The sequence below is a fragment of the Brevibacillus reuszeri genome (genome assembly GCF_002897295.1).
Classification (GTDB): domain Bacteria; phylum Bacillota; class Bacilli; order Brevibacillales; family Brevibacillaceae; genus Brevibacillus; species Brevibacillus reuszeri_A.
In genome coordinates, this window is the sequence record NZ_BEXF01000008.1 from 115,804 (window position 1) to 138,353 (window position 22,550).

At 48.1% G+C, this 22,550-nt stretch carries 21 protein-coding genes and 1 pseudogene; 18 read left to right on the top strand and 4 right to left on the bottom strand.

Annotated elements, in window-relative coordinates:
• Window positions 1-69: 69 nt before the first annotated feature.
• Together C3B52_RS14750 and C3B52_RS14755 are read left to right on the top strand one after the other, a co-directional pair.
• Window positions 70-852 carry an arylamine N-acetyltransferase family protein gene (locus C3B52_RS14750; RefSeq protein ID WP_103106966.1) on the top strand — a complete coding sequence of 261 codons (783 nt, stop codon included), beginning with the start codon at window positions 70-72 and terminating at the stop codon, window positions 850-852.
• Window positions 853-944: 92 nt separating this feature from the next.
• Window positions 945-1,403 carry a TspO/MBR family protein gene (locus tag C3B52_RS14755; protein ID WP_103106967.1) on the top strand — a complete coding sequence of 153 codons (459 nt, stop codon included), beginning with the start codon at window positions 945-947 and terminating at the stop codon, window positions 1,401-1,403.
• Between the two features lie 20 nt (window positions 1,404-1,423).
• Here the strand turns inward: C3B52_RS14755 and C3B52_RS14760 are convergent, their stop codons facing one another.
• Window positions 1,424-2,683: an MFS transporter gene (locus tag C3B52_RS14760; RefSeq protein ID WP_103106968.1), complete on the bottom strand. Its 1,260-nt coding sequence runs from the start codon at window positions 2,681-2,683 to the stop codon at window positions 1,424-1,426.
• Window positions 2,684-2,820: 137 nt separating this feature from the next.
• Between C3B52_RS14760 and C3B52_RS14765 the strand changes: the two genes are divergently transcribed.
• Window positions 2,821-3,657: an AraC family transcriptional regulator gene (locus C3B52_RS14765; RefSeq protein WP_103106970.1), complete on the top strand. Its 837-nt coding sequence runs from the start codon at window positions 2,821-2,823 to the stop codon at window positions 3,655-3,657.
• Window positions 3,658-3,660: 3 nt separating this feature from the next.
• Here C3B52_RS14765 and C3B52_RS14770 read toward each other — a convergent pair whose 3' ends face one another.
• Window positions 3,661-4,953, bottom strand: coding sequence for an amidohydrolase (locus tag C3B52_RS14770; RefSeq protein ID WP_103106972.1), 1,293 nt, complete (start codon window positions 4,951-4,953; stop codon window positions 3,661-3,663).
• 216 nt (window positions 4,954-5,169) lie between these two features.
• On the opposite strand from C3B52_RS14770, the gene C3B52_RS14775 reads away from it, so the two are divergent.
• From C3B52_RS14775 to C3B52_RS14820, 10 genes are all read left to right on the top strand, one after another.
• A complete protein-coding gene (locus C3B52_RS14775) occupies window positions 5,170-6,030 on the top strand; it encodes a MurR/RpiR family transcriptional regulator (protein ID WP_103107249.1) in 861 nt (286 codons plus the stop codon).
• A 17-nt stretch (window positions 6,031-6,047) separates the two neighbouring features.
• A complete protein-coding gene (locus tag C3B52_RS14780; protein WP_103106974.1) occupies window positions 6,048-7,094 on the top strand; it encodes a serine hydrolase domain-containing protein in 1,047 nt (348 codons plus the stop codon).
• Window positions 7,095-7,128: 34 nt separating this feature from the next.
• A complete protein-coding gene (locus tag C3B52_RS14785) occupies window positions 7,129-8,439 on the top strand; it encodes an ABC transporter substrate-binding protein (RefSeq protein ID WP_103106976.1) in 1,311 nt (436 codons plus the stop codon).
• A 79-nt stretch (window positions 8,440-8,518) separates the two neighbouring features.
• Window positions 8,519-9,469 (top strand): carbohydrate ABC transporter permease, encoded by a 951-nt coding sequence (locus C3B52_RS14790; RefSeq protein ID WP_373419728.1) that lies wholly within the window; start codon window positions 8,519-8,521, stop codon window positions 9,467-9,469.
• Between the two features lie 94 nt (window positions 9,470-9,563).
• Window positions 9,564-10,337 carry a carbohydrate ABC transporter permease gene (locus C3B52_RS14795; protein WP_373419729.1) on the top strand — a complete coding sequence of 258 codons (774 nt, stop codon included), beginning with the start codon at window positions 9,564-9,566 and terminating at the stop codon, window positions 10,335-10,337.
• Window positions 10,324-11,298 carry an N-acetylglucosamine kinase gene (locus C3B52_RS14800; RefSeq protein ID WP_103106979.1) on the top strand — a complete coding sequence of 325 codons (975 nt, stop codon included), beginning with the start codon at window positions 10,324-10,326 and terminating at the stop codon, window positions 11,296-11,298. Before C3B52_RS14795 ends, C3B52_RS14800 begins: the two co-directional genes overlap by 14 nt.
• Before the next feature lie 4 nt (window positions 11,299-11,302).
• Window positions 11,303-12,211, top strand: a complete 909-nt coding sequence (gene murQ, locus C3B52_RS14805; RefSeq protein WP_103106981.1) for an N-acetylmuramic acid 6-phosphate etherase — start codon at window positions 11,303-11,305, stop codon at window positions 12,209-12,211.
• 95 nt (window positions 12,212-12,306) lie between these two features.
• Window positions 12,307-13,770, top strand: a complete 1,464-nt coding sequence (locus C3B52_RS14810; protein ID WP_235615719.1) for an MATE family efflux transporter — start codon at window positions 12,307-12,309, stop codon at window positions 13,768-13,770.
• Window positions 13,771-13,905: 135 nt separating this feature from the next.
• A complete protein-coding gene (locus tag C3B52_RS14815) occupies window positions 13,906-14,232 on the top strand; it encodes a DUF3870 domain-containing protein (RefSeq protein ID WP_103106983.1) in 327 nt (108 codons plus the stop codon).
• A gap of 27 nt (window positions 14,233-14,259) precedes the next feature.
• Window positions 14,260-15,474, top strand: coding sequence for a sensor domain-containing diguanylate cyclase (locus C3B52_RS14820; protein ID WP_103106985.1), 1,215 nt, complete (start codon window positions 14,260-14,262; stop codon window positions 15,472-15,474).
• Here the strand turns inward: C3B52_RS14820 and nhaC are convergent.
• Window positions 15,452-16,821 (bottom strand): annotated as a pseudogene (nhaC, locus tag C3B52_RS14825) (Na+/H+ antiporter NhaC). The gene C3B52_RS14820 and the pseudogene nhaC overlap by 23 nt on opposite strands.
• Before the next feature lie 258 nt (window positions 16,822-17,079).
• On the bottom strand, window positions 17,080-18,123 hold the full coding sequence (locus tag C3B52_RS14830) for a phosphotransferase (protein ID WP_103106987.1): 1,044 nt from the start codon (window positions 18,121-18,123) through the stop codon (window positions 17,080-17,082).
• Window positions 18,124-18,361: 238 nt separating this feature from the next.
• Here C3B52_RS14830 and C3B52_RS14835 point away from each other — a divergent pair, with 238 nt between their 5' ends.
• The 5 genes from C3B52_RS14835 (at window position 18,362) to C3B52_RS14855 (ending at window position 22,549) form a co-directional block, all read left to right on the top strand.
• Complete coding sequence (locus C3B52_RS14835) at window positions 18,362-18,958, top strand: serine/threonine protein kinase (protein WP_103106989.1); 597 nt, start codon at window positions 18,362-18,364, stop codon at window positions 18,956-18,958.
• A 155-nt stretch (window positions 18,959-19,113) separates the two neighbouring features.
• The gene (locus C3B52_RS14840) at window positions 19,114-19,770 is read left to right on the top strand and encodes a PIG-L deacetylase family protein (RefSeq protein WP_103106991.1); all 657 of its coding nucleotides are present in this window, start codon (window positions 19,114-19,116) and stop codon (window positions 19,768-19,770) included.
• Window positions 19,771-19,795: 25 nt separating this feature from the next.
• Window positions 19,796-20,710 carry an NAD-dependent epimerase/dehydratase family protein gene (locus C3B52_RS14845; RefSeq protein WP_103106993.1) on the top strand — a complete coding sequence of 305 codons (915 nt, stop codon included), beginning with the start codon at window positions 19,796-19,798 and terminating at the stop codon, window positions 20,708-20,710.
• A gap of 18 nt (window positions 20,711-20,728) precedes the next feature.
• Window positions 20,729-21,565, top strand: a complete 837-nt coding sequence (locus C3B52_RS14850; RefSeq protein ID WP_103106995.1) for a 3-keto-5-aminohexanoate cleavage protein — start codon at window positions 20,729-20,731, stop codon at window positions 21,563-21,565.
• Window positions 21,566-21,598: 33 nt separating this feature from the next.
• Window positions 21,599-22,549 (top strand): DapH/DapD/GlmU-related protein, encoded by a 951-nt coding sequence (locus C3B52_RS14855; RefSeq protein ID WP_164684787.1) that lies wholly within the window; start codon window positions 21,599-21,601, stop codon window positions 22,547-22,549.
• Window position 22,550 lies beyond the last annotated feature (1 nt).

Consider the following 22,550-nt stretch of genomic DNA (forward strand, 5'->3'; position numbering starts at 1 on the left):
TTTGCAAGAAAGAGATAGCGTGGGTGCTATCTCTTTTCTTCATTCAGCTTTTCCTGGGAGGAATGAATCATGAGTGAAATTAGCGCATTATTTCGAAAAAGAATCGGGTTATCTGAAGATGAGCCTATTTCCTTTGAATCACTGGGAATGGTGCTTGAAAAAACAGCAACAAGCCTTCCTTTTGAAAATGGCTGCATAATCGGAAAGAATACGAGCAGGATTACGAAAGACTATCTGCGAGAGAAAATGCTAGTGAAAAAAGAAGGCGGCCTTTGCTATGAATTAAATTCGCTCTTCTACTTTTTCCTGATCGAAAACGGCTTTCAAGCAGCCCTGACACGCGGAGTTGTTTATAAACCCGCAGCTCAACAATTTCTGACTATCGGGAGAACACATGTCACGATTCTTCTGACGCATCAGGGACAAACCTATGTGATTGATACCGGCTTTGGAGGGAATTTGCCCCTGCAGCCTGTTCCTTTGACGGGAGAGATTATCTCCTCTCGTAATGGACAATTCCGGATCAAGCAAATGCCAAGCGAGTATGGAGACTATGTTCTGGAAATGAAGCTCGCATACAAGGATACGGACTGGAGAATCGGATATGCATTTGATCCCAAAAAGCCAGTGACGGACGTATCCGAGTTCGATGAGATTCAGGAGATTATCGCGAATCACGCCGAGTCGCCCTTTAACAAGACGCCGCTGCTCACCCGTTTTACGAACTCAGGAACGATCACCCTAACGGATACCTCCTTTACGCAATGGGTAGATGGCAAAATGTCAAAAGAGCAAATAGACAGCGAGAGATTTAACGAGCTGAGGCGGCAGTATTTTGGCATTAGCGAGTAAGTTGAGTAAGCAAATCTGTGAAAACGGCATGAAATTGCTAGGATCGCTCATAGACTAGTAAAGAGATACTAGGCAAAGGAGCGGAATGGTTGATGATAATCCTGCGCGATGGACTGTTATTTCTGGTAGTGGTAGCATTTTACTCACTGGCAGGCTTTGCGTTTCCAGGTGGTGGGGCTTGGTACGAGTCTTTGACCAAGCCCGATGGAACACCGTCTACTTCTCTTCTTGCGGTCATTTGGTTCCTTTTGCACCTGTTGATCGCTTTCTCCGTTGTCTTGCTTGTTCGAGCTGGGCAAATGAATCAGGAGTTATTGCTACTGTTTGGAATAAATTGGTTTTTCAATCAACTATTTCCCCTGTTACTGTTCGGATTTCAGCAGCTTTTTTTAGCCACCTTGGATATGGTATTCGTGACGTATTCGACATGGGTGCTCATTCGGGCTAGCCGTCCTCATAACAAGATTGCCTCTTCCCTGCTCATTCCTTATTTGCAATGGAGTGCGTTTGCGATATGCCTTGCTGTGGGATTTTGTTGGATCAATCTTTGAGAAAGCGACCAATCGAGCATTCAGAGGGCCCGTGCTTTTCGTTTCTTTTCTTCCTGCAAAAAGGGGATGTGCATCAGCAGCTTCAGTACCATTCCGACTCCCAGGATCACGATCGGATAAAGAAGCGGATACGAATCAAACAGCTTTCCATACAGGTGAAAACCGGCGAACCGACTGATGGCGAACAGCATGGCCATGACAGAAACAAAGCGCCCCAGCATGATTGGGTCGATGGTCTGCTGGTAAAAGGTCCGAAAAAATACCCCGTATGTACCGAAGGCAAAAAATAGCAGAAAGCTGACTGCCCCGAAAAAGCCGACAACAAGTGACGGGTGGTGTGAAAGCGTCTGAATAAATTCAGGGTGGACCAGCAAAAGCAACGGACAAACAAACAGGATCAAGCCGAGAATGCCGATCCCGATATTGACGGGTAGCGTATACCTTTTTTGCAAAAACACGACCCCTACGATGCTGCACAGGGAGCCGGCTGTCTGCAAGCTCTCGACCATCCCGAAATCAAGATCGCTGCCGATAAATACCTGCTTGATCAGGAACGGAAAGCCGAGAAGTACAAACGGAAACAGAAACACATGTGTCAGCATTCCATTCGCTACCAGTGAGAATATTCGCGTGTCCCTCGTAAAGGACTGCAACCCCGTTTTCAGATCATGTAAAATGGTGGTAGCAGAGTCCTTTTTTATTTGCGGCGGCAGTACAATCAGGAAAGTAGCCGCCACTGACAAAAGACAGAGAGCAGCATGGACGAGAAAGACCATGCTGATTCCGAATTGGCTGTAGACCACCGTTCCTATAAAAGGAGCGAGTACCCGAACGCTTTCTACAATGGTTGTATCCAAAGCATTGGCATCGTTCAACTCATCTTTTTTAACAATGGCAGGCAGGAGCGTCACGTAGGCGGGCGCTGCAAACACATCGCAGGCAGAAAACAACATCACACAAACGTAAATCACCTCTACCTGGATGGGGCCAAGCTGAGCAAAAATAAACATAGCGAGAAGACATATGGCTCTCCCGGACTCCAAGAGAAGTATCAGCGTGCGTTTGTTCATCCGATCGACGGCTATTCCAGCGAGCGGCCCGAATAACAGATGTGGAATGATGCCCAGAGATAGGACCGATGCAAACTTGGTTGCTGAGCCTGTCAGGGCCAGAATGTAGAGAGCAAGCGAGATGTTGAGAAAGATGGTGCCGGAAAGAGAGAGCGATTCCCGGACGAGAAACAATACGAAATTGCGGCTGCGTAACAAGGACCAGTTCATCTTGATGGAAACCCCGCTATCTAAAAGGTAATGAACCTATTATTGCGAACAAATTGGAGATGGTCTCGGCGATTATTGCGCTTCTATTCCGCCAATAATTGCGGAATCTGACAAGAGGCGTGGAGAGGATAAAAGCTATGGAGGATGTATCCAAATTACTTAGGCTGGAGATGGAGCAGTGCGCCATCCTTATTTATCAGGTGGCAGCCCATTCAGCAGACGAATTGCATGATCATCAAGGATTTTATCAAATAAGCATTCCGCTAAATGGATCGCCCCGTATGGAATGCAACGGGGAGATCAGAAAGGTAACAGGCGATCAGCGTCTCGTGCTCTCTCCTGGCTATCGTCATCGGCATTATGCCGGAGAGGAGGCGAGCCGCATGATGCTGCTTTTTTTCAAAGAGTCATTTTTGCGGGGAGTAGAGGAGGAGAGACTTGGGAAACCGGCTTCCTCCATCGAATTTGTTCCGTGGGCAGAGGGGGCGACAGATATGTTTCGTCGATTGGCGGAGCATTCTGTGCTGCAAACCATGGCACGGCCGCTTTCTGAGCTGGAGCAGCAAGAGACAGAGCTTGAGCTGGCTCGCCTGCTTTTGACCTTGCAGGATGGGACACATGACAACAAGCATGAGGATCGAAGCTTGCTCATTTCTCATCCGGGGCTTCGCCGAGCTGTCGATTTTCTTTATGAGAAATCTTCGGAGAACATACAGCTGGATATGGTCGCAGATGCTGCCGGACTCAGTAAATATCATTTGATTCGGCTATTCCGTGCACAGCTGGGCCAAACCCCTGCACAATACATCGCTAATTTACGCGTAAACAAAGCAATCCAGCTCCTTCAGAAAACGAAGCTGGATATTACGGCAATTGCATTTGAGGCAGGGTTTGGCAGCCTGGGCACCTTTGAGCGAGTCTTTAAAAGGCGAACGGGTCACTGTCCCAGTCAATTCCGTCAACGCCAGGATTAGAGGCTACAGCCCCTCTACCAAACGAGCTGCCCGTTTTGTTGACTGTGTACGCACCTCGTCCCATGACATGGTTAACAGCTGACGATGACGCATTAACATTTGTCCGTTTACGATCGTCGTATCGACATCAGCTCCCGTGGCACTGTACGCAACGAGAGAGTGTAGATCGTGAATCGGCTGCAAATGCGGCTTGTTTAGATCAAGCAGGATCAAATCGGCTCTTTTTCCTTCCTCGAGAGTTCCCACCTCATGGTCAATACCGAGCAGCTTGGCACTTTCAATCGTCGCCATCCGCAGCGCTTGCTCGGCAGGCAGTACCGTTGGATCGAAGTGCTCCAGCTTTTGCAGCCAGGTTGCTGCTTTTATTTCGGCAAACATATCGAGGGTTGTGGCACTGCCTGCTCCGTCGGTACCAAGCCCAACCGTTATGCCGTTTGCGATCATTTCTGTCACTGGTGCAATTCCGCAGGCAAGCTTGAGGTTGCTGACAGGGTTATGGGAGACGCCACCTCTCATCCCGCGCAGCAGCTTGATGTCACTGTTCGTCAGATGAACTGCATGTGCGAGCAGGACGTGATTGTCTTGAAACAGTCCGACTTCATTCAAGTATTCAGTTGGGGTCTGGTTGTATTTTTCCTTGATTTTCCCGATTTCTTCGCGGGTTTCTGCGAGGTGAATATGGACAGGGATGCGTCGATGCCGCGCTAGCCGGACGACCTCGGCCAAAGGCTCGGGCGGGCATGTATAAGGTGCGTGCGGACCCAGCATCGTCGTAATTCGTCCATCGCCAGCGCCTGAGTAGTTATCGATCAAATCGAGTGCTTCTGTCATGCGGCGACCTCCATCATCCTCCAAAAAGACGAGGCCGCGAGTCAAGGAGGCGCGCATTCCGCTGTCCACTACAGCTTGGGCAACTGCATCCATATGAACGTACATATCGGCAAAGGCAGTGGTGCCCGATGCGATCATTTCGGCTGTTCCGAGCATCGTGCCCCAATAGATGTCTTCCTTGGTCATGCGTGCTTCCGCGGGGAGCATTTTTTTGTCTAGCCAGTCCATCAGCTTCAGATCATCGGAAAAAGCGCGCAAAAGTGACATGCTGGCATGGTTGTGCGCATTGATGAGTCCAGGCATAGCAAGCATTCCTTTCCCATCCAGCACCTCGTCGACTTCCTCCTCGATAAAGGGCGCAAGTCTTTCAATCCGTTGTCCCTCGATCAAAATATCGCCTACAAACGGCTTTTCTCCAGTACGCATGGTGAGAATCCAGCACCCTTTTATCACAGTACGTTTCAAAGCAATATTCCTCCTTGAATGGTTGATGGCTCCAAGCGTAAACGTTCACGTGACGGCAAAGTCAAGGGGGAATTGATTTGGAAAAAATAGAAAGAATCATGCGAGTAGTGTATATCTTTCCTCTTTTGAAATATTGTTTATTAGATAACAATTGACGAAAGAAATAAAGCTTCATAAAATGAAGGTAAGATTTGGGGGAAGAAAGCGGTGTCACACATGTTAAATGGAGGTCTTGTTAGTCTGCAAGCCATTTTGGACGAATTGAAACCATCAGAGCGTAAAGTCGCTCAGTTCATTCTTGCCCATCCAGAGGATGTGGTGAAGCTATCCGTACAAAAGCTGGCGGAGTTGAGTGGGGTATCCGAAGCAACGATCATCCGTTTGGCCCGTTCTTTGAATATGAAAGGCTACCAGGAGTTGAAGCTGCGGATTGCTGGCGATTTGACGAAGCAGACAGCTGCTACAGGTAGTTATCAGGAAATCATGATGGAGGGCTCGGTCGAATCCATCATGCAGGCAGTCAGCTGGAACAATGTCCAATCCATTCAGGATACATTGTCCGTCCTGTCAAATGAGGAAGTAAAAAAGGCAGTAGATGCTCTGTCTCGGGCACGCAAAATTGATGTGTACGGCGTAGGTGCGTCTGCAGTCATCGCAGACGATATCAGGCAAAAGTTTTCCCGGATTAATTTGTGGTGTGAAGCGTACTCTGATTTTCACGCACAGCTGACCTCTGCCGTCAATTTGACGGACAAAGATGTGGTGATTGGCATCTCCTACTCCGGGCAAACCGAGGATATCATCCAGTCTTTGACGGAAGCAAGGCAGCAGGGAGCAACGATCATTACGTTGACCAAATTCGGTCCATCACCAGTCGCGGATTTGGCTCATATACGCCTCTTTACCAGCTCGGTAGAAAAAAGCATCCGAAGCGGAGCGATGGCATCTCGGATTGCCCAGTTGAATGTGATCGATATTTTGTTCATCACGATGGTCAGCCGCAAGCAGGAAGAAGTAATTCCGCTTTTGGAAAAGACGAGACTGGCTGTAAGCAGAACGAAACGCTCATCGAGCTGAACAAAAGGAGGGGGAGCATGAACGAAGTGAAGCTGCTTTTGCAAAAATGGGTAGACGATGGCTTGTTGCCGGGTGCTGCCTTGCGCGTCATTCATGATCGACGTGTCTGGTATGCCTGCGATGTAGGCAAGACGAGCGTGACGGGGGATCAGCTAGTCACACCTGAAACGCTGTATGATCTGGCTTCATTGACCAAGGTGACGACGACGCTTCCTGCTCTCCTGCTTTTGTTCCAAGAGGGAGTTCTCGCTCCGGATGATCGGATTGGCATGTACTTCCCTGATTGTCCAGCCGATAAAGCTTCGATTACGATTGCTCAGCTGCTTACACATACATCTGGGCTGCCAGCTGATCTGGAGGAGCGGAGGCGAGACAGCCAGATCGTTTTGCCAGAGCTTCTTTTTCGGCAAAAGTTGCTTCATGCCCCCGGCACACAGGTTGTATACAGTGATTTAGGGATGATCTGGCTGGGGCTTTTGATCGAGCGTGTAACAAAACAAAAGCTCGACGCCTATGTGACGAATCATGTATACGAGCCGCTCGGGATGAATCACACTCGATATTGTCCGAATACTTACGTTTTTAGGAATATTGCGTATACAGAATATTGCTCGCTAACAGGAAAATATATAGCAGGCGAGGTACACGATGAAAAAGCGTATGTGATGGGAGGGGTAGCTGGTCATGCAGGGCTGTTTTCGACTGCGGATGACCTATGCCGTTACGCAATGAGCTGGCTGTACGGCACCCCGCCACTTATCTCTGATGAATGGAGAGAGCAAGCGATTCACTGGCACACGGTGCAGGCATCTGGAAGCAGGGGATACGGTTGGGAGCTGAATTGTTCCCAGACGCTTCTCAGCTGTGGCAACGGCTTCCATCCATCCAGCTATGGACATACAGGCTTTACAGGAACGAGCATGTGGATCGATCCGGTGCAGGATTTGGCGGTCATCTTTTTGACGAATGTCGTTCATCTGGGACGTAACCATCAGCTTAGGCAATTGCGACCGCTATTACATGACGCTGTCACGACTCAGCTACACAAGAGTCTGACTGAATAGAGCAAGGCGCAAAGAATAAGGGGGAGGGTTTAAGATGAAGCAATTTCGTTTTCATGCAGCAGCTTCAGTCGTGCTGGCAGCGGCTATGGCACTTGCCGGATGTAGTGGTGGCGGCGGGACAGAGCCAGCAAAGCCGGGAGGGGAGCCGGCTGGCAATGCAAGCGGCGGTCAAGGGGGAGGCCAGCAGGTAACATTGTCGATGCATAGCTGGCGTGTAGAAGACACAGAAGGCTACAAGCAAATCATTAAAGCATTTGAAGCCGACAATCCAAACATCAAGATCGAGTTCAAGCCGTTCAAAGCAACTGAGTACAATACGATTTTGAATACAGCGCTTCAAAGTGATAGCGGCCCAGACATATTGCAGCTTCGTCCATATGCACCAGGCGTTTCTTTAGCGGAAGCAGGCTATTTGGAGCCGCTAGACGGTGTTGCTGGCATCTCCAGCTTTCCAAAGGATGTTCTCGCAGCAGCGACAGGCAAGGATGGCAAGGTGTATGGAGTGCCGCTTTCTCTAAACTCCACACAATTTTACTACAACAAAAAAATATTTGAGGAAAATGGATTGAAGGAGCCAAAAAGCTGGGATGAGCTGATCGCAACCTCAAAGGCTTTGAAGGAAAAAGGAATCGTTCCGATTTCCTTTGGTGCGAAGGAAGGCTGGCTGTTGTCCCTGAGCCATGGCGTAATCGCCCCTGCCAGCTACAACAGTGACTATCTTGATAAGCTGCAAAAAGGGGAAACCGACCTCAAAAGCCCAGAGTTTTTAGGAAGCGTGCAACGCATGCAAGAACTCATCCCTTATTTCCCGGAAAATTATGTGGGTCTGGAATTGAATGATATGAGAACGTTGTTTGCTACTGGCAAGGCTGCGATGTTCATCAACGGAAGCTTTGAGCTGGAAGGAATCAAAAAGCTAAATCCTGACCTGCAGCTCGATTTTTTCCCAATGCCGACAGATGATGGCAAAGCTGTCATTACGACATGGGTAGATGGCTCGTATGCGGTCAACAGCAAGTCGAAGCACAAGCAGGAAGCGATGAAATTCATGGAATTTATGGCAACCAAAAAATTTGGAGAGCTGTTCGCTAATCAATTCAAACGAATCAGTGCAGTACCGGGTGTGACGACTGATGATCCACTCGTGAATAAAATGGCAGAGCTTTCTCAGTCTAGCTCCACACCGTATTTGATGGTTGTTCATTTTGCAGAAGGCAAGCCGACAACGAAGCAGACGTTGGAAAATGCGCTGCAAGGAATGTATTTAGGCAAAATGAGCCCGGAGCAAGTAGTGGATGAAGTGCAAAAGTCCGCTGCCACCTGGTACCCGCCATTCAAAAAATAGGTAAAGTAGGAATGGGCTGCGGGAGTGGATCAATCGATTCGCTCCCGTCATCCTAAAAAGAACCTATGCAAAGAGGGGGGTGGGCGTCATCAGTACTTTTGAAAGACCAACCATCCGACCAAAAGGCCGAGCACGCTGGCTGATTCACCTATTTCCTATTCCCGCACTTATCGTATATGGGCTGTTTGTCGTCTATCCGATCATTTCGGCGTTTTTATACAGCTTGTACGACTGGGATGGAATCAAGCGTGGAGTATTCGTCGGACTGAAAAACTTCGTGACATTGTTTACCGTAGAGCCGTTTAACGAGATGTTTTGGAATGCATTTGGCCACAATGTTTACTATTTTATTGTAGAAATGATTGTGCAAAACGGGATTGCCTTTGGATTGGCTTTTCTCATTTACAGAAAAATTCGCGGCTCCAGCTTTTTGAAGATCGCTTACTTTATGCCAAGGCTTCTCTCTGTCATTGTAATTGGGTTTTTATGGAAATTGATATTGAATCCCAATTATGGTGCGCTGAATACGCTGTTGACCAAGATCGGGCTTGAGGAGTGGGCGAAGCCATGGCTCGGAGATCCCGATACAGCACTGCTTGCGATTATCCTCATTAACTGCTGGTTTGGTATTGGGTTTGCGATGCTGATTTTTCTGGCGGGTCTGCAATCCATTCCGGAAGAGCTGATTGAAGCAGCCAGACTGGATGGCGCTAGAGGAATCAGCTTATTGTGGAAGATCATTTTGCCGCTTTGTATGCCATCCATTACGATCATGACGATCTTTACGTTTATTCAGGCCTTTGAAGCGTTTGAGCTGGTATACGCGATGCAAGGCTCGATGGGCGAACCATTTCGTTCGACAGATACACTGGCCGTTTACTTTTATCGCTTGGCATTCAGCAGCGCTGGAGGTGCAGGTGATGTATCAGTCGGTCTTGGCTCTGCGCTTGCCGTTGTTCTCTTCTTTATCGTGGCGTCAGTATCTGCGCTCTCGCTTTATTTGATGCGCAAGCGTGAAGTGCAGCATTAATCTTGGATTTGGCAAAAGCCTTAGAAAGGAGGGACATGATGTGAGAACGAGCGTGGGTAGCCGGTCGGCTCAGTACGTTTTGGCCTATCTCTTCATGCTGATATCCCTTTATCCGATTGTGCTTATGATTGCTTCCTCCTTCAAAACGAATATGCAGATTTTCGAAAATCCTCTGTCGCTTCTGCCAACGGCTTTTAATCTGGACACGTACAGAAAGCTGTGGGAAGTCGTCCCCTTTGCCGATTTTTTGATGAACAGCATATTTGTCAGCGTGATGTCTGTTTTGCTGATTACCGTTTTCTCTGCGATGGCTGCCTTTTATTTGGCGAGATTCTCGTATAAATGGACGGGGGTACTGTACTTCTTTTTCCTGCTGGGTCTGATGATTCCGATCAAGCTGGGTCTTGTCCCTTTGTTCATATTGATGAAAAACCTTGGCCTGCTCAACTCACTGTGGTCGTTGATCCTGATCTATACAGCTAGCGGGATTCCCATTTCCGTATTTATCCTGACAGGATTTTTCCGTACGCTGCCCGTGGAGCTGGAGGAGGCAGCACGAATCGACGGCTGCAACCATTTTCAGGTATTTTGGCGTGTGCTTTTGCCGTTAATCCGCCCTGCGTTGGCAACGGTTGTCATCATTAATTTCATCCATGCCTGGAATGATTTTTTCTTCCCACTCATTTTTATCCAAAGTGATGCGCTCAAAACGATTCCGGTAGGTATGATGGTCTTGTTTGGTGAATACGAAACAGATTGGAGCCTATTGTTTGCCGGGCTTACATTGTCTGCTTTGCCGATGATCGGTGTGTTTTTGATGGCGTCAAGGCAGTTCATGGAAGGGTTGACAGCGGGTGCGGTCAAGTAATGAAAACAAGTGGTTCATCGGGATAGATGGTGGCGGTACGAAAACAAAAGCAGCGATTTGTGACGGGACAGGGCAAGTGCAGGCAATAGCGGTTGGTGAGGGCTCAAATCCGTTGTCTCGTCCATGGAATGAGGTAGAGCGTACACTGAGAGCCTGCATCGAGCAAGTGATGGAACAGGCTGGTGCAAAAGCAGAAGAGGTAGCGGGACTTTACATTGGCCTCGGGGGTGCTGATCATCAGCCGACCAAAGCGCTGATTCAATCTGCTTTTCATGACCCATGGCAGGAGCGCCTGTTTATCGACAACGACGCGATTGCGGCTCTTTACGCGGGGACGTGGGGCAGTCCAGGCATCGTCCTTATTTGCGGCACCGGCTCGATTGCGTATGCGCTTACAGAGCAAGGCGAGCGTCATCGCGTCGGTGGCTGGGGGTATTTGGTAGGAGATGAAGGGAGTGGCTTTGATTTGGGGAAAAGGGCGGCAGTAGCTGTCTTGCGTGCTTATGACGGGCGAGGCGAGCAGACTTTGCTGACCGAATTGTTTCTCACCCACTACGGAGCAGGGCAGCCGAATGAGCTGATCAGCTTAATTTATAACGCAAGTAATCCACGTATGGGGTTGGCACAGACGAGTGAGCTTGTCGAGCGTGCCGCCCAATCAGGAGATGCGATTGCCCTTCGATTGATCAGCGAGGCAGCAGATTCATTGATCGAGCTGGCTACCACTTGTTTTGCTAAAACGAATGAACGGTTACCTGTCGTCCTGGCAGGTGGTTTACTGACGGCAAATACGATGCTCTGTCAGCAGCTGAAGCAAAAAGCGTCATTTGCAACGGTAGTTCCGTCTGTCTCGCCGGTAATCGGTTCTTTAGTGGCAGCGATGGCACGTAGCGGGCATAGCCTGGATGAGAAGATCAAAAAACAACTGCAAACGAGTGTAACCGAATGGGAAAAGGGGTGAGCCAGTGGGCGAGAACTTGCACCAGCTCCATACAGAAAGACGGAATACAGCAAGTGAACGGTTGGATCAGATGTCGGCTATCGAGATCGTGACACTGATGAATCAGGAGGATCACAAGGTGGCATTTGCTGTACAGCAGGTTCTGCCTGAGGTCGCCAAGGCAGTAGAGCTGATCGGGCATGCTCTGGCAAAAGGGGGAAGGCTGTTTTATTTTGGTGCCGGAACAAGCGGACGGCTAGGTGTTCTCGATGCGGCAGAGTGTCCCCCTACATTTGGCACCGATCCACAAATGGTGCAGGGAATTATTGCTGGCGGGGCCAAAGCATTGCTGAACGCCATTGAGGGAGCCGAAGATTCAGAGCAAATGGGACATGAGGATATACGGCTTCATGGCATTAAAAAGGAAGATGCAGTTGTAGGGATCGCGGCAAGCGGGAGAACCCCTTATGTAATCGGGGCGCTGAAAGAAGCAAAGGCGATTGGCGCACGGACGATTTCTGTGTCCTGTAATCCTGATCCAGACATCAGCCAGGCAGCAGACGTATCCATCAATATACTGGTGGGTCCGGAGGTCGTGACGGGCTCCACACGTCTCAAGGCTGGCAGTGCAACTAAAATGGTACTGAATATGCTGACGACAGCCAGTATGGTCCACCTGGGCAAGGTATACGGCAATTTGATGGTGAATGTACAAGCGACGAATTGGAAGCTGAGAGAGCGGGCCAAGCGTATTGTCATCGAGGCAACGGGAGTTACCTACGAGGAAGCAGAGCAGCTCCTGCAACATGCGGCGGGAGATGTACGTGTAGCGATTGTCATGCAAAAGACTGGTCTTCTTGCCACGGATGCAAAGGAGCGTCTGATTCGTGCGGACAACCGGGTGAGAGAGGCTATCGATGGGTCATCCACATAGGACAAATAATTAGGGTATGGCGAATCTCCCTCCAAAAACTGTCTTGCAACTGACAGGGGGAAGAGAACCATATCTTTTGTTTTAGCCAGTAAAAAATGCTAGATCAACCTACCCTTTTGCAGTATGATTGGCAACATGATGATTTACAGGCAAAAGGTGTGGACAACATGGCTTCATTGGTTTTAGCAGACGAACAGCTCTCCAGAAAGCAAAAAATCGGTCTGATCTTGTCGCTGGCAATGCCGGCGATGCTCGAACAGATTTTACATACGTTAGTTGGCTTTGTCGATCTGTTTTTCGTGTCCAGTCTAGGTGCAACAGCGATCGCTGCTGTTGGCGTGGCAAATGCGATGGTGCTGGTCGCCATGGCAATATTTATGGCAGTTGGCGTTTCGGCTTCCTCCTATATTACACAAAGCATAGGAGCGGGACGGGAACAGGAGGCTGCTGTCTATGCCAGACAAGCAATTGTCCTTTCCTCGGCAATCGGAATCCTGTTTGGACTGGCAGCCATCTTCTTTGCTGCCCCCATTTTGCGAATCATGGGTGCAGAGCCTGATGTGCTGGAAGAGGCAGTAACTTATTTTCGCATCGTTGGTGGTTCTGCTCTCTTTTTATCTCTGATGGTTACCTTGGGGAGTATTTTGCGCTCAAATGGAGATACACGCACCCCGATGAAGGTCAGTTTGTGGATCAACATCGTACATGTGGGATTGGATTATGTCTTCATTTTTGGCGTGGGCACTTTTGCAGGATGGGGCGTGGCGGGTGCAGCCTGGGCCACGGCATTGGTTCGGGTGATTGGTGCAATCGCACTATTTATCGCGGTCCACAAGTCCTCAGACCAGATTTGGGGAGGGTTTTCCTGGCGAGAGATACTGGGCAAGCCGGCACAGGATTTGGCTTGGCGGTCCATGCCTGTTTTAGCTGAAAAAATGATTATGCGCTTTGGTGTCCTGCTCTATTACGGCGCGATTATTCAAATGGGAACAAAAGCATACGCTGCCCACATGATTGCATCGAATCTGGAGTCGCTGATGATTTTGGCAGGTGCCGGGTTTGAAGTAGCAGCTACGGTACTGGTTGGACAGTATCTAGGAGCAAAACGGTCACGGGATGCATATTCCTTTGGCATGATTTGCATGTGGCTGGGGCTTGGGCTGATGTCTATCTTTGGTTTGGCTTTGTATGTGTGCGCTCCTTGGATCGCGACTATATTTACCCAAGACGTGGAGATCATCGATTATGTGGTCATTGCTCTTACTTATATGGCTCTCTATCAACCACCGCTCGCCTTGCTTTTGATTCTGCGAGGTGGATTGCAGGGGGCAGGTGACACCAAGGCTCCGATGTACGCCACGGCTGTGGGCATGTGGCTGGTGCGGATGGTAGGCGTCTATCTGTTTGGCTTTCAACTGGATATGGGCCTCTTTGGAGTATGGCTCGCTATCTTCTTAGATGTTCTCATACGCGGCATTTTTCTACTTTATTTGTATAAAAGGAGATTTCAGCACATTAGACGCAATGAGGGGATGGAAAGAACAGCTCAAATAGGGTAAAATTGGTTTTGATAAGCACGTCAGAACGGATTAGGCTATTTCCGCGTTCAGGAGTAGCCGTTTTCTTGTCTCATGACTAATACAGGGAGTTTTTGCAAAACTCGGAAAAAGTGGTGCGTGCGGGAGGACAAGCAGATGGGTAACGAGACAGCGAAAAATACAGTTCTGACAGCAGGATTTGCCCAGATTCCAAAAGGGACCCCTCTGTACGAGGTTTCAACCATGGTAGGCTGTGTTCTCATCATCGATGTGGACAAGGATGAAATCTGTGATGCCAGTTTTACATTTGTCATGGACAAAACCAGTGAGTTTTTGGTCCAATTAATCGTAGGAAAGACAGTTGTAGACGGATTACAAGAGATTACACATACCATACAAGAACGTTTTCTGGCTCCTGGACAGGGGGCGGTCTTACAGGCGATTCGTGCAGCAGTGGAGCGATATGTGGAGAAGAAATCGTAAGCCTATCCAATGGCTGGAGGGTTGTACATGCAGGAAGACTTTGCAGGAAAAGAAGCGTATGGAAGGCAGCTATTGAAGCGTTATGGTCAATGGCTTAGCCGTATTGAGCTAGTAAATCACGAAGAGTTGGAAGCGGTATCACGTGAGGTTAACGAACTGTTGGCAGAGCAGGATGGGGAACTGCACCAAGAGCTGCTGAAACAACTCGGCCAGCTACATAACAAAGTAACCGAGATGCTTTGGATGTCCGAGCACATGAAGATTTTGCATGATTTGAGTCATATTTTTGCCAAGACGTATGAAGAGAGCCAGATTTTGTGGAAAGCCTTTGAGCTGGTATCGCGAGTCATGCGCGCTGATGCTTTTTTCATTGCCTTTTTTGACGAGGGTGACTGTGAGATCAGGGTACCAATCAGCATTGACAGCGGAATCAATTATGGACCTCTTACCATACCGTATGGGCAAGGACTAATTTCTAAAGTCATTGATACACGCCAAACCATACATATCCGAACGATGAAGGATGAGCCGAGTGAGCCTGAGATGATTCGATGGGGCAGTCCAGAAATCGATACGAATACATGCATCTTTGTGCCGCTCATGCTGGGCAATCAGATGAAGGGGGTTATTTCTGCCCAATCCTATCGTGAATTCGCCTATAAAAAAGAGCATGAGGAGCTGCTGAAAATCATCGGATTTCAGGTAGCGAGTGCAATAGAAACGGCACGACTATATGAACGCATGTACCAGATGTCGTTTCAGGACGAGCTGACGGGCATCGCCAATTATCGTGCTTTTCACCGCGATTTGGAGAATTTGCTTAGCGACGAGGAGTCTTCTGTAGCTTTGATCATGCTCGATTCAGATAGTCTCAAGGCCTTGAATGATCAATACGGTCATCATGTGGGAGATGCGATGATCAGGCACATAGCGGAGGCGATGAAAGCAGTCGCTGGCACAGAGGATAGGGTTTATCGTTATGCGGGTGATGAATTCATGCTTCTCTCGCCTGGAGCTACGATGGAGGAAGCAGAGGAAAAGGTACGGGCGATCAGGGAGTATTTGCGTGTGCGTCCGTTGGTGTATGAAAATTGCTGTATTCCCGTAGCGGTGAGCGTCGGGATTGCGCGCTATCCAGAGGATGAAAAAACAGCCGACGGCCTGAAGCGGGCAGCTGATGAGGCGTTGTACCGCTCCAAGCGTCGGGGCAAAAACTGTACTACCGTGTATGCGATTGGCTAACCTTTTGTGCTCGCCAAGCGAAGAGCATGGTCAAAAGCGGAGAAATCCATAAGTAGATGACGTACGGCAAGTAATCTAGTGTTGCGACGTGCAGGGTACTGGTAAAAAGGCACCGCTAACGCCCCACGGAATGAGCGGATTGACCAATGTGCCGCAATCCTCCAAGGTGCGTGACAGGCGTCTTCCCTCGATGCCGCGTGCCGCGAATGCCTCGCGAAACATCTGGCCGGGAAGTAAAATTGACAAATACTGCTCGCCAGTCAGAACGTTGACGAGGATAGAAGAGGAGCCAGCTAATCCAACCATACCCGCATCGTGCTTCATGCGTTTGATGAATCCATCAAAGAGAGCATGGAACACACCACTGTACTGAAGGATGCCTCCAAGCGACAGTGCGATGAGAATGAGGGCAAGCGACCAGGTCATAGACAATAAACCTCCGCGATTCACAATCGCTGTGACGGCTTCGTTGGTTATCGTACTGACGAAGCCGTTTTGCATGACATTCATCCATTGTACTGGAGAATAAACGCCCTGCGTGAAGGCAGCTGTAGCAATCCCGCTAAGAATCCCGAAAACGAGGGTAGGCAGAATCGGCTTACGCAGTGCGGAGCAGATCAGGACGACCAGTGCTGGCAGCAGCGTGATTACCCCAAGTGAAAAGTTTTGCGTGAGTGCTAGCTGAATGTCTCGGATAGCGTCCAGATTGACATTTACTGCTTGTCCCTGAAAACCAAAGAAAAGAGCTGTCAGTAATACAGCAGGGATCGAAGTGTGCATCATGAATTTCACGTGCGTCATCAAAGGAACTCCCGATATTGCCGCAGCAAAATTGGTTGTATCCGAGAGCGGAGACATTTTATCCCCGAAGCAGGCACCGCTGATGATGGCACCGGCGGTCATCAACGGATCGAGACCGAGCGCAGTGGATACCCCCATCAGGGCGACACCGACTGTGCTGATCGTCGTGAAGGAGCTCCCTGTAACAGTAGAGACGATAATGGTCAGAAAAAGGGCACTGATGGTGAAATATTCAGGTGAAATAATGGAAATCCCGAGCTGCAAAATCATCGGGACTGTGCCGCTCATCATCCAGACCCCGATCAGGATACCGATGAGAGAAAGAATCAGCATGGGGGCTATGGCTGTTTGTATGCCTTTGATTAGCCCCTCCTCCAGCTGCTTCCACGGGACACCAAACAGGCGCAGTAGTGTGGCCGCCGCGATGGTCGCTCCCAAAAGCGGCATATGTGGTTCTACTTTTCCCCAGAACAGTGCGGGAAACAAGATGCCAAAGACGGCGAGCAACACCCAAAGGCTTTTGGCAAAGGTTAATGGCTTGTTCATGCTGGCAACTCCTTGCGTAAAATCAGACTAATCCCCTTAATTGGCGAAGGGGATTTTTTGTACATGGCAACTACGGCGTTGATGGCGCCGATTATCTTGTCATTTCCAATGTGACGCTTTCTCGCTTTCTTGCTTTTGTGCGTTCAAGTGATAGGCGTACTTTATCTTGAATTACCTGATTAGTCAACGAGTTGAGCAATATTTTCAATCGTAAAATAATACGGAGTAGTGGGGCTTTTTCATGGGGAATATATACCGCTAGACAATATGGTCCGCTAAATCACTTTTGACCTTCTTGACCACCGTTTCAATTTGATCAAGTTTATCAATGTAATAACGAGCAATCGTATCGATGTCGAATTGGTTGTCCGCTTCCTTCTTATTTTTGTAAAGAATGTTCCGCATTAAGTGGGTGAGATGGGTAAGCATTCTCCGGTGTAAGTAATAACGCAGTAAATCCGTATACAGGATGACTTTTTTACCAAAGTAATTTTCGTACTGATTGAAGAAAAAGGCAAAGTTTTTTCCGTCCCCTATAAAGTAGGTCAGATCACATTCGGCAGGTGCGAGAAGAGAATGCTCCCAATCTATTAAAAATAGCTCATCCTGATTGATGATTATATTGCCAGCCCAAAGATCTCCATGGCAGTACACTCTTTCTGTTTGAATGCACGCTACGGAAGAACTCAGCTCCATAAGAACATCTGAAAGACGCGAAATGGCTTCTTTTTTGGGTAAAACCAGCTTCTTTAACGCTTCTGTATAAGGATTATGAATTATTGTTTTTGATTCAAGCGCTGTAAGACACTGCTTCAAGCCCAGTTGAGCGCCGTTATGGAATTGTTCTTGTAGCGCTCGATGATTCTTTATATCGGGGGTTGCTTTGTGCAGAGTAGCAACCACCTTTGCTATTTTATCCAAGGTTTCTTTTGAGGAAGAAGATTCCTTTAAAGTTTTGCCCTCAACAAAATTACATAAAATCAGGACGATTTCCTTGAAGCCTGTATGATAATGGCCATTTTTCGTTTTGATCGGGTATGTGAGATTTTTCATTATCCCCAAGGGGTGCATTTCCCAAGTCATGGGTAAATAGGAATCGAGTAGTTGGGCAGATCGTTTTTGGTGTTCATCGGTGGTATCAAATAATTTAAGAAAGTAGCATGAACCAGTGTGATCGATTACTTTATAGGAATACGCTGAGGTGCCGTGCGGTATAAACGTTATATCTTTCACGTGAATTTCATACTCTTGATTCAGTATGGAGGCAAGAACCGATTCATCAATATTGTATTTGACTCTCATTTAATTGATTTACCCCTCCTTCTCTCCGACTGTTTCTGACCAATTCCTCAAAGCTGGCTTCTCATCAGTATACGCAGGCATGAAAAAAAAGAATGCGCACGTACCTAGAGCAAACTCATCTAAGGGTATTTTGTGATGTTAGTTGACTTTTGGTAGATCAGGTACAACCCTTTCCTTCCGTGAATAATGTATTCCTCAGACCTTATCAAAAGAGATAGGGGTTAGGGGGAATGTTTCATTGGACGACTATAAATTGATAGCTGTTAGTAAGGGCAATGACGGAAAACAAGTAGAAGTGAAGAATCCGACTGCCTACAAGCTGATTGGCAAGGGCTACCAGGGTGCGGTATTTCAACTAAACGATGATCAATGTGTAAAAATATATGCAAACCCGCGAGATGCACAGAACGAAGCCAAAGCCTTGATGGCCTTACAACCACAATCGCTTGCCCCAAAGCTTTTTGAGACAGGCTCGAACTATAACATCATGGAATTCTTGAAGGGGCCGGATTTAAGCACATACCTGCGAGAAAAAGGCAGTATATCCGAATCGATCTCTCATCAAATCCTAGTCATTCTAAAAGAAATGGACCGCGCAGGTTTTACAAAAGTAAATCACCGAATGAAACACTTCATTGTTACGGAGCAAGAGGTACTAAAAGTCATTGACCTTGCGAACGTCTTTAATAAATATGATAACCAGCCGTACCCTATTGAGATGTTTACACGATTAAAGATTATGGGTTTACTAACAGCCTTTTTTGAATGTGCCAAGAAAAGGGAGCCTGAAATGTATGCCAAATGGGAGCAAGCAATTCAGTTTGAGCAGTTGTAACCGTGAAGCAGTCATACAGAAGACATAGTGTAGGGCCTCCTTGCAAAAGGGGGCTTTCTCTATTTCCGCGCTTGTCCGTTTCAACGCTTCTGCCGCTTTCATAAAATTAATCCGTAAGTAAAAAACATGCCTTTTGATGGAAAAGAGGTGCAGCGATGACGAAAAGGGCGTTAGTAATTGCTTCCCATCCGGATGACGAAATACTAGGATCGGGAGGGACGATCAAGAAGCTGATCAACGATGGTTTTGAAATCGTGACGGTGATTGTCGCGAAGGGCAGAAAAGAAGAGGAACATCATATACAAAAGTTCACATCACTAGCTAACAGTCATTTGGGTGTGGGCAAAGTAATTTTCATGCAATTTCCGAATTTGAAGCTGAATACGGTTCCTCTGCATGAAATTACCAAAGAGATCGAGAAACTGCTGGACATGTATACGCCCGATATCATCTTCACCCATCATTACGGCGATTTGAACCAAGATCATCAGGTCACGTTTCAAGCGGTGATGACTGCAGCACGACCGTTGCCAGGGAAGAAGCCGATCGAAATTTTATGCTTTGAAACGGTATCGTCTAGCGAGTGGACACAGAATACCCAGGATAAGCTGTTTAAGCCAACTTATTTTGTGGATATTTCCGATACGATAAACGACAAGCTTGAAGCCCTCCGTCATTATGACGTCGAAATGCGCACCTTTCCGCATCCGCGCTCGTATGAAGGAGTTCAGTATCTGGCACGCGTCAGAGGAATGACCGTTGGAGTGGAGTATGCGGAAGCCTTTGAAATTATTAGGAGGGTATGGAAGTGACGGGAAAACAGGTGAGTGATGTATTGTGAAGGTTCTCGTTACAGGAGGAGCCGGGTTTATCGGTTCCCACATTGTAGAGCTGCTGCTTGGAGAGGGATATGAGGTCGTTGTGATCGACAACTTCCTGACGGGACGAAAAGAATATATCCCCCCTACCATCAAGCTATATAAAATGAACATTACTTCTCCCCAGATCGAAAAAATATTTGCGAAAGAAAGGCCCGATTTTGTAATGCATCTGGCAGCCCAGATTGATGTGACCAAATCAATCCAAAATCCGGTGAAGGATGCCGAGCATAACATTTTGGGTACGATTCGCATCCTTCAATGCTGTCAGAAGTTCAAGGTCCGAAAAATCGTTTTTTCCTCCTCTTGTGCCGTATACGGTGAAACAGCAGACAGCAGTATTACAGAATCGTTTCCCATCCAGCCCCTGTCCTTTTACGGACTTTCCAAATACATGTCTGAAATGTACATTCAGTTTTTTCAATCCTTCTATGGAGTTGCATTTACGATCCTGCGCTATGCGAATGTGTATGGACCACGACAGGCAGCTACAGGAGAGGGAGGCGTGATTGCGACCTTTTTTCGCAAGATCATTGACGGGGAAACGCCAGTGATCTACGGGAGCGGCGAGCAAACGCGTGATTTTGTTTATGTCAAAGACGTTGCCAGAGCCAACCTGCTTTCCCTGCAGGCTGGACATAATGAAATCGTCAATATCGGCACGAACCAAAAAACGAGCATTAATCAGCTCGTCCATCTGATGGGACAGCTGCAAGCGGTAGACATATCTCCTGTATACCAGGCTCAGCGCGAGGGAGACATTCAAAATAGCCTGTTAAATAACGCCAGAGCGATCGACATACTCGGATGGCAGCCTCGCTTTGATTTGCGAGCTGGTCTGGCGCAAACAGGCGAGTATTTACAGGCTAAATAAACAAGGGAGCTTGACGAAATGGAAAAAATGATCATCACTGCCGCGGTAACGGGAGGGGTCACCACACGGAAGAACAATCCAAATCTTCCGATTACACCAAAGGAGATTACGCAGGCTGTTCTTGACTGCTGGAATGCCGGCGCTTCCATCGCTCATATTCACGCGCGCGAAGACAATGGAACTCCGAGTCAGCGTGTAGAGGTCTATCAAGAAATTGTGTCCAGGATACGCCAGCAATGCGATATCATCATCAACCTGACGACCACTGGCTGGGGCCAGGCGGGATCAGAAGAGGACAGGTGGAATCCGCTCGTATGCAAGCCGGAATTGGCATCCTATACGCCGGGGTCCATGAATCGGAAAGACAATGTGATGATCAATTCTCCCGCATTTGTCCGCAAGCTGGCCGGCAAAATGAATGAGCACGGGGTAAAGCCAGAAATTGAAATTTTTGATTTCGGGATGATTAATCAAGCCCTGAAAATTTCCAAGGAAGGTCTGCTCAAGCAACCGTTTTTGTTTCAATTTGTGTTAGGTGTGGATGGTGGTATTCCCGCTACCGCAAAAAATTTGCTTCATGTGGTAGAGAGTATTCCAGCTGGCAGTGCGTGGTCCGTTGCAGCAGTAGGGAAAGGACAATTGCCAATGAATTTGCTAGGGATGCAGCTAGGAGGGCATGTTCGCACAGGCTTCGAGGACAACGTGTATGCGCGCTACGGAGAATTAGCCAAGAGCAATGCGCAATTGGTAGAGCGATTGGCAGCTTACGCGTTTGATTTGGGCAGGGACATCGCTACGCCAGCAGAAGCTCGTAACATACTGGGCATTGCTTCTCCCGCTCCGGATTTGCCCTAGTGGTTCATTCGTCATCGAAAGGGATGTATGCGCATGGAGATTACCTTTTCGCTACGGAAATTGCTTCAGTTTTTGTATGAGAAACAGTGGATTGCGGATGTAACACTTGGACAGGAGCCGGGATTTGACATGATGCTGACCGGCTTTTCTTCCATTTATGAAACGAAGCCGAATACGTTGTCATGGATGAATGCGCAAACGCTGGACTGGTCCTCTATAAAGGCATCGGTGGTGATCTGTTCGCAGGACGCCTTATGTCCAAAGGATACCCCGATTTTGTTTATTCCGGTTAAAAATCCACGAAACACATTTGCCTCCGTCATGTACGCATTTTGCCCGAAAAATACACGAACCGGAATTTCTCCGACCGCTGTGATTGGAGAAGGCTGCACGCTTGGTCACAATGTGTATATCGGGCATCATGTTGTTCTGGGGGATCATGTGAAAATCGGCGACAATACGCAAATACACAGCAATGTAACGATTTATGATCACATAACCGTCGGCTCGAATTGCGTCATTCATAGTGGTGTTGTCATCGGCGGAGATGGATTCGGGTATGAGCGGGATGAGAATGGCGATCTCTTTAAATTCATGCACATCGGCAGTGTAGTGATTGAAGACCATGTTGAGATCGGCTGCAATACATGTATTGCGCGAGGCGTACTTGCGAATACAGTCATTTCGGAGCATGTCAAAATCGGGAACCTGTCTCACATCTCGCACAATGTCGTGGTTGGCAAAAACGCTATGATCACTCATCAAACGCATGTCAGTGGCAGCAACAATATCGGCAGCAATTGCTGGATCGCTCCTGGTGTGGTCCTCAAAGAAGGCTTGTCGATTGGTGAGCAGGCTGTTTTAGGTCTGGGAGCTGTTGTACTTCGTCATGTACATCCACATGATGTCGTAGCTGGAGTACCTGCTGCCTCGCTCAAGAAAAAGTCAGGGACGCCAATGCAACGTGAAGAGGAGGAGAACTAGT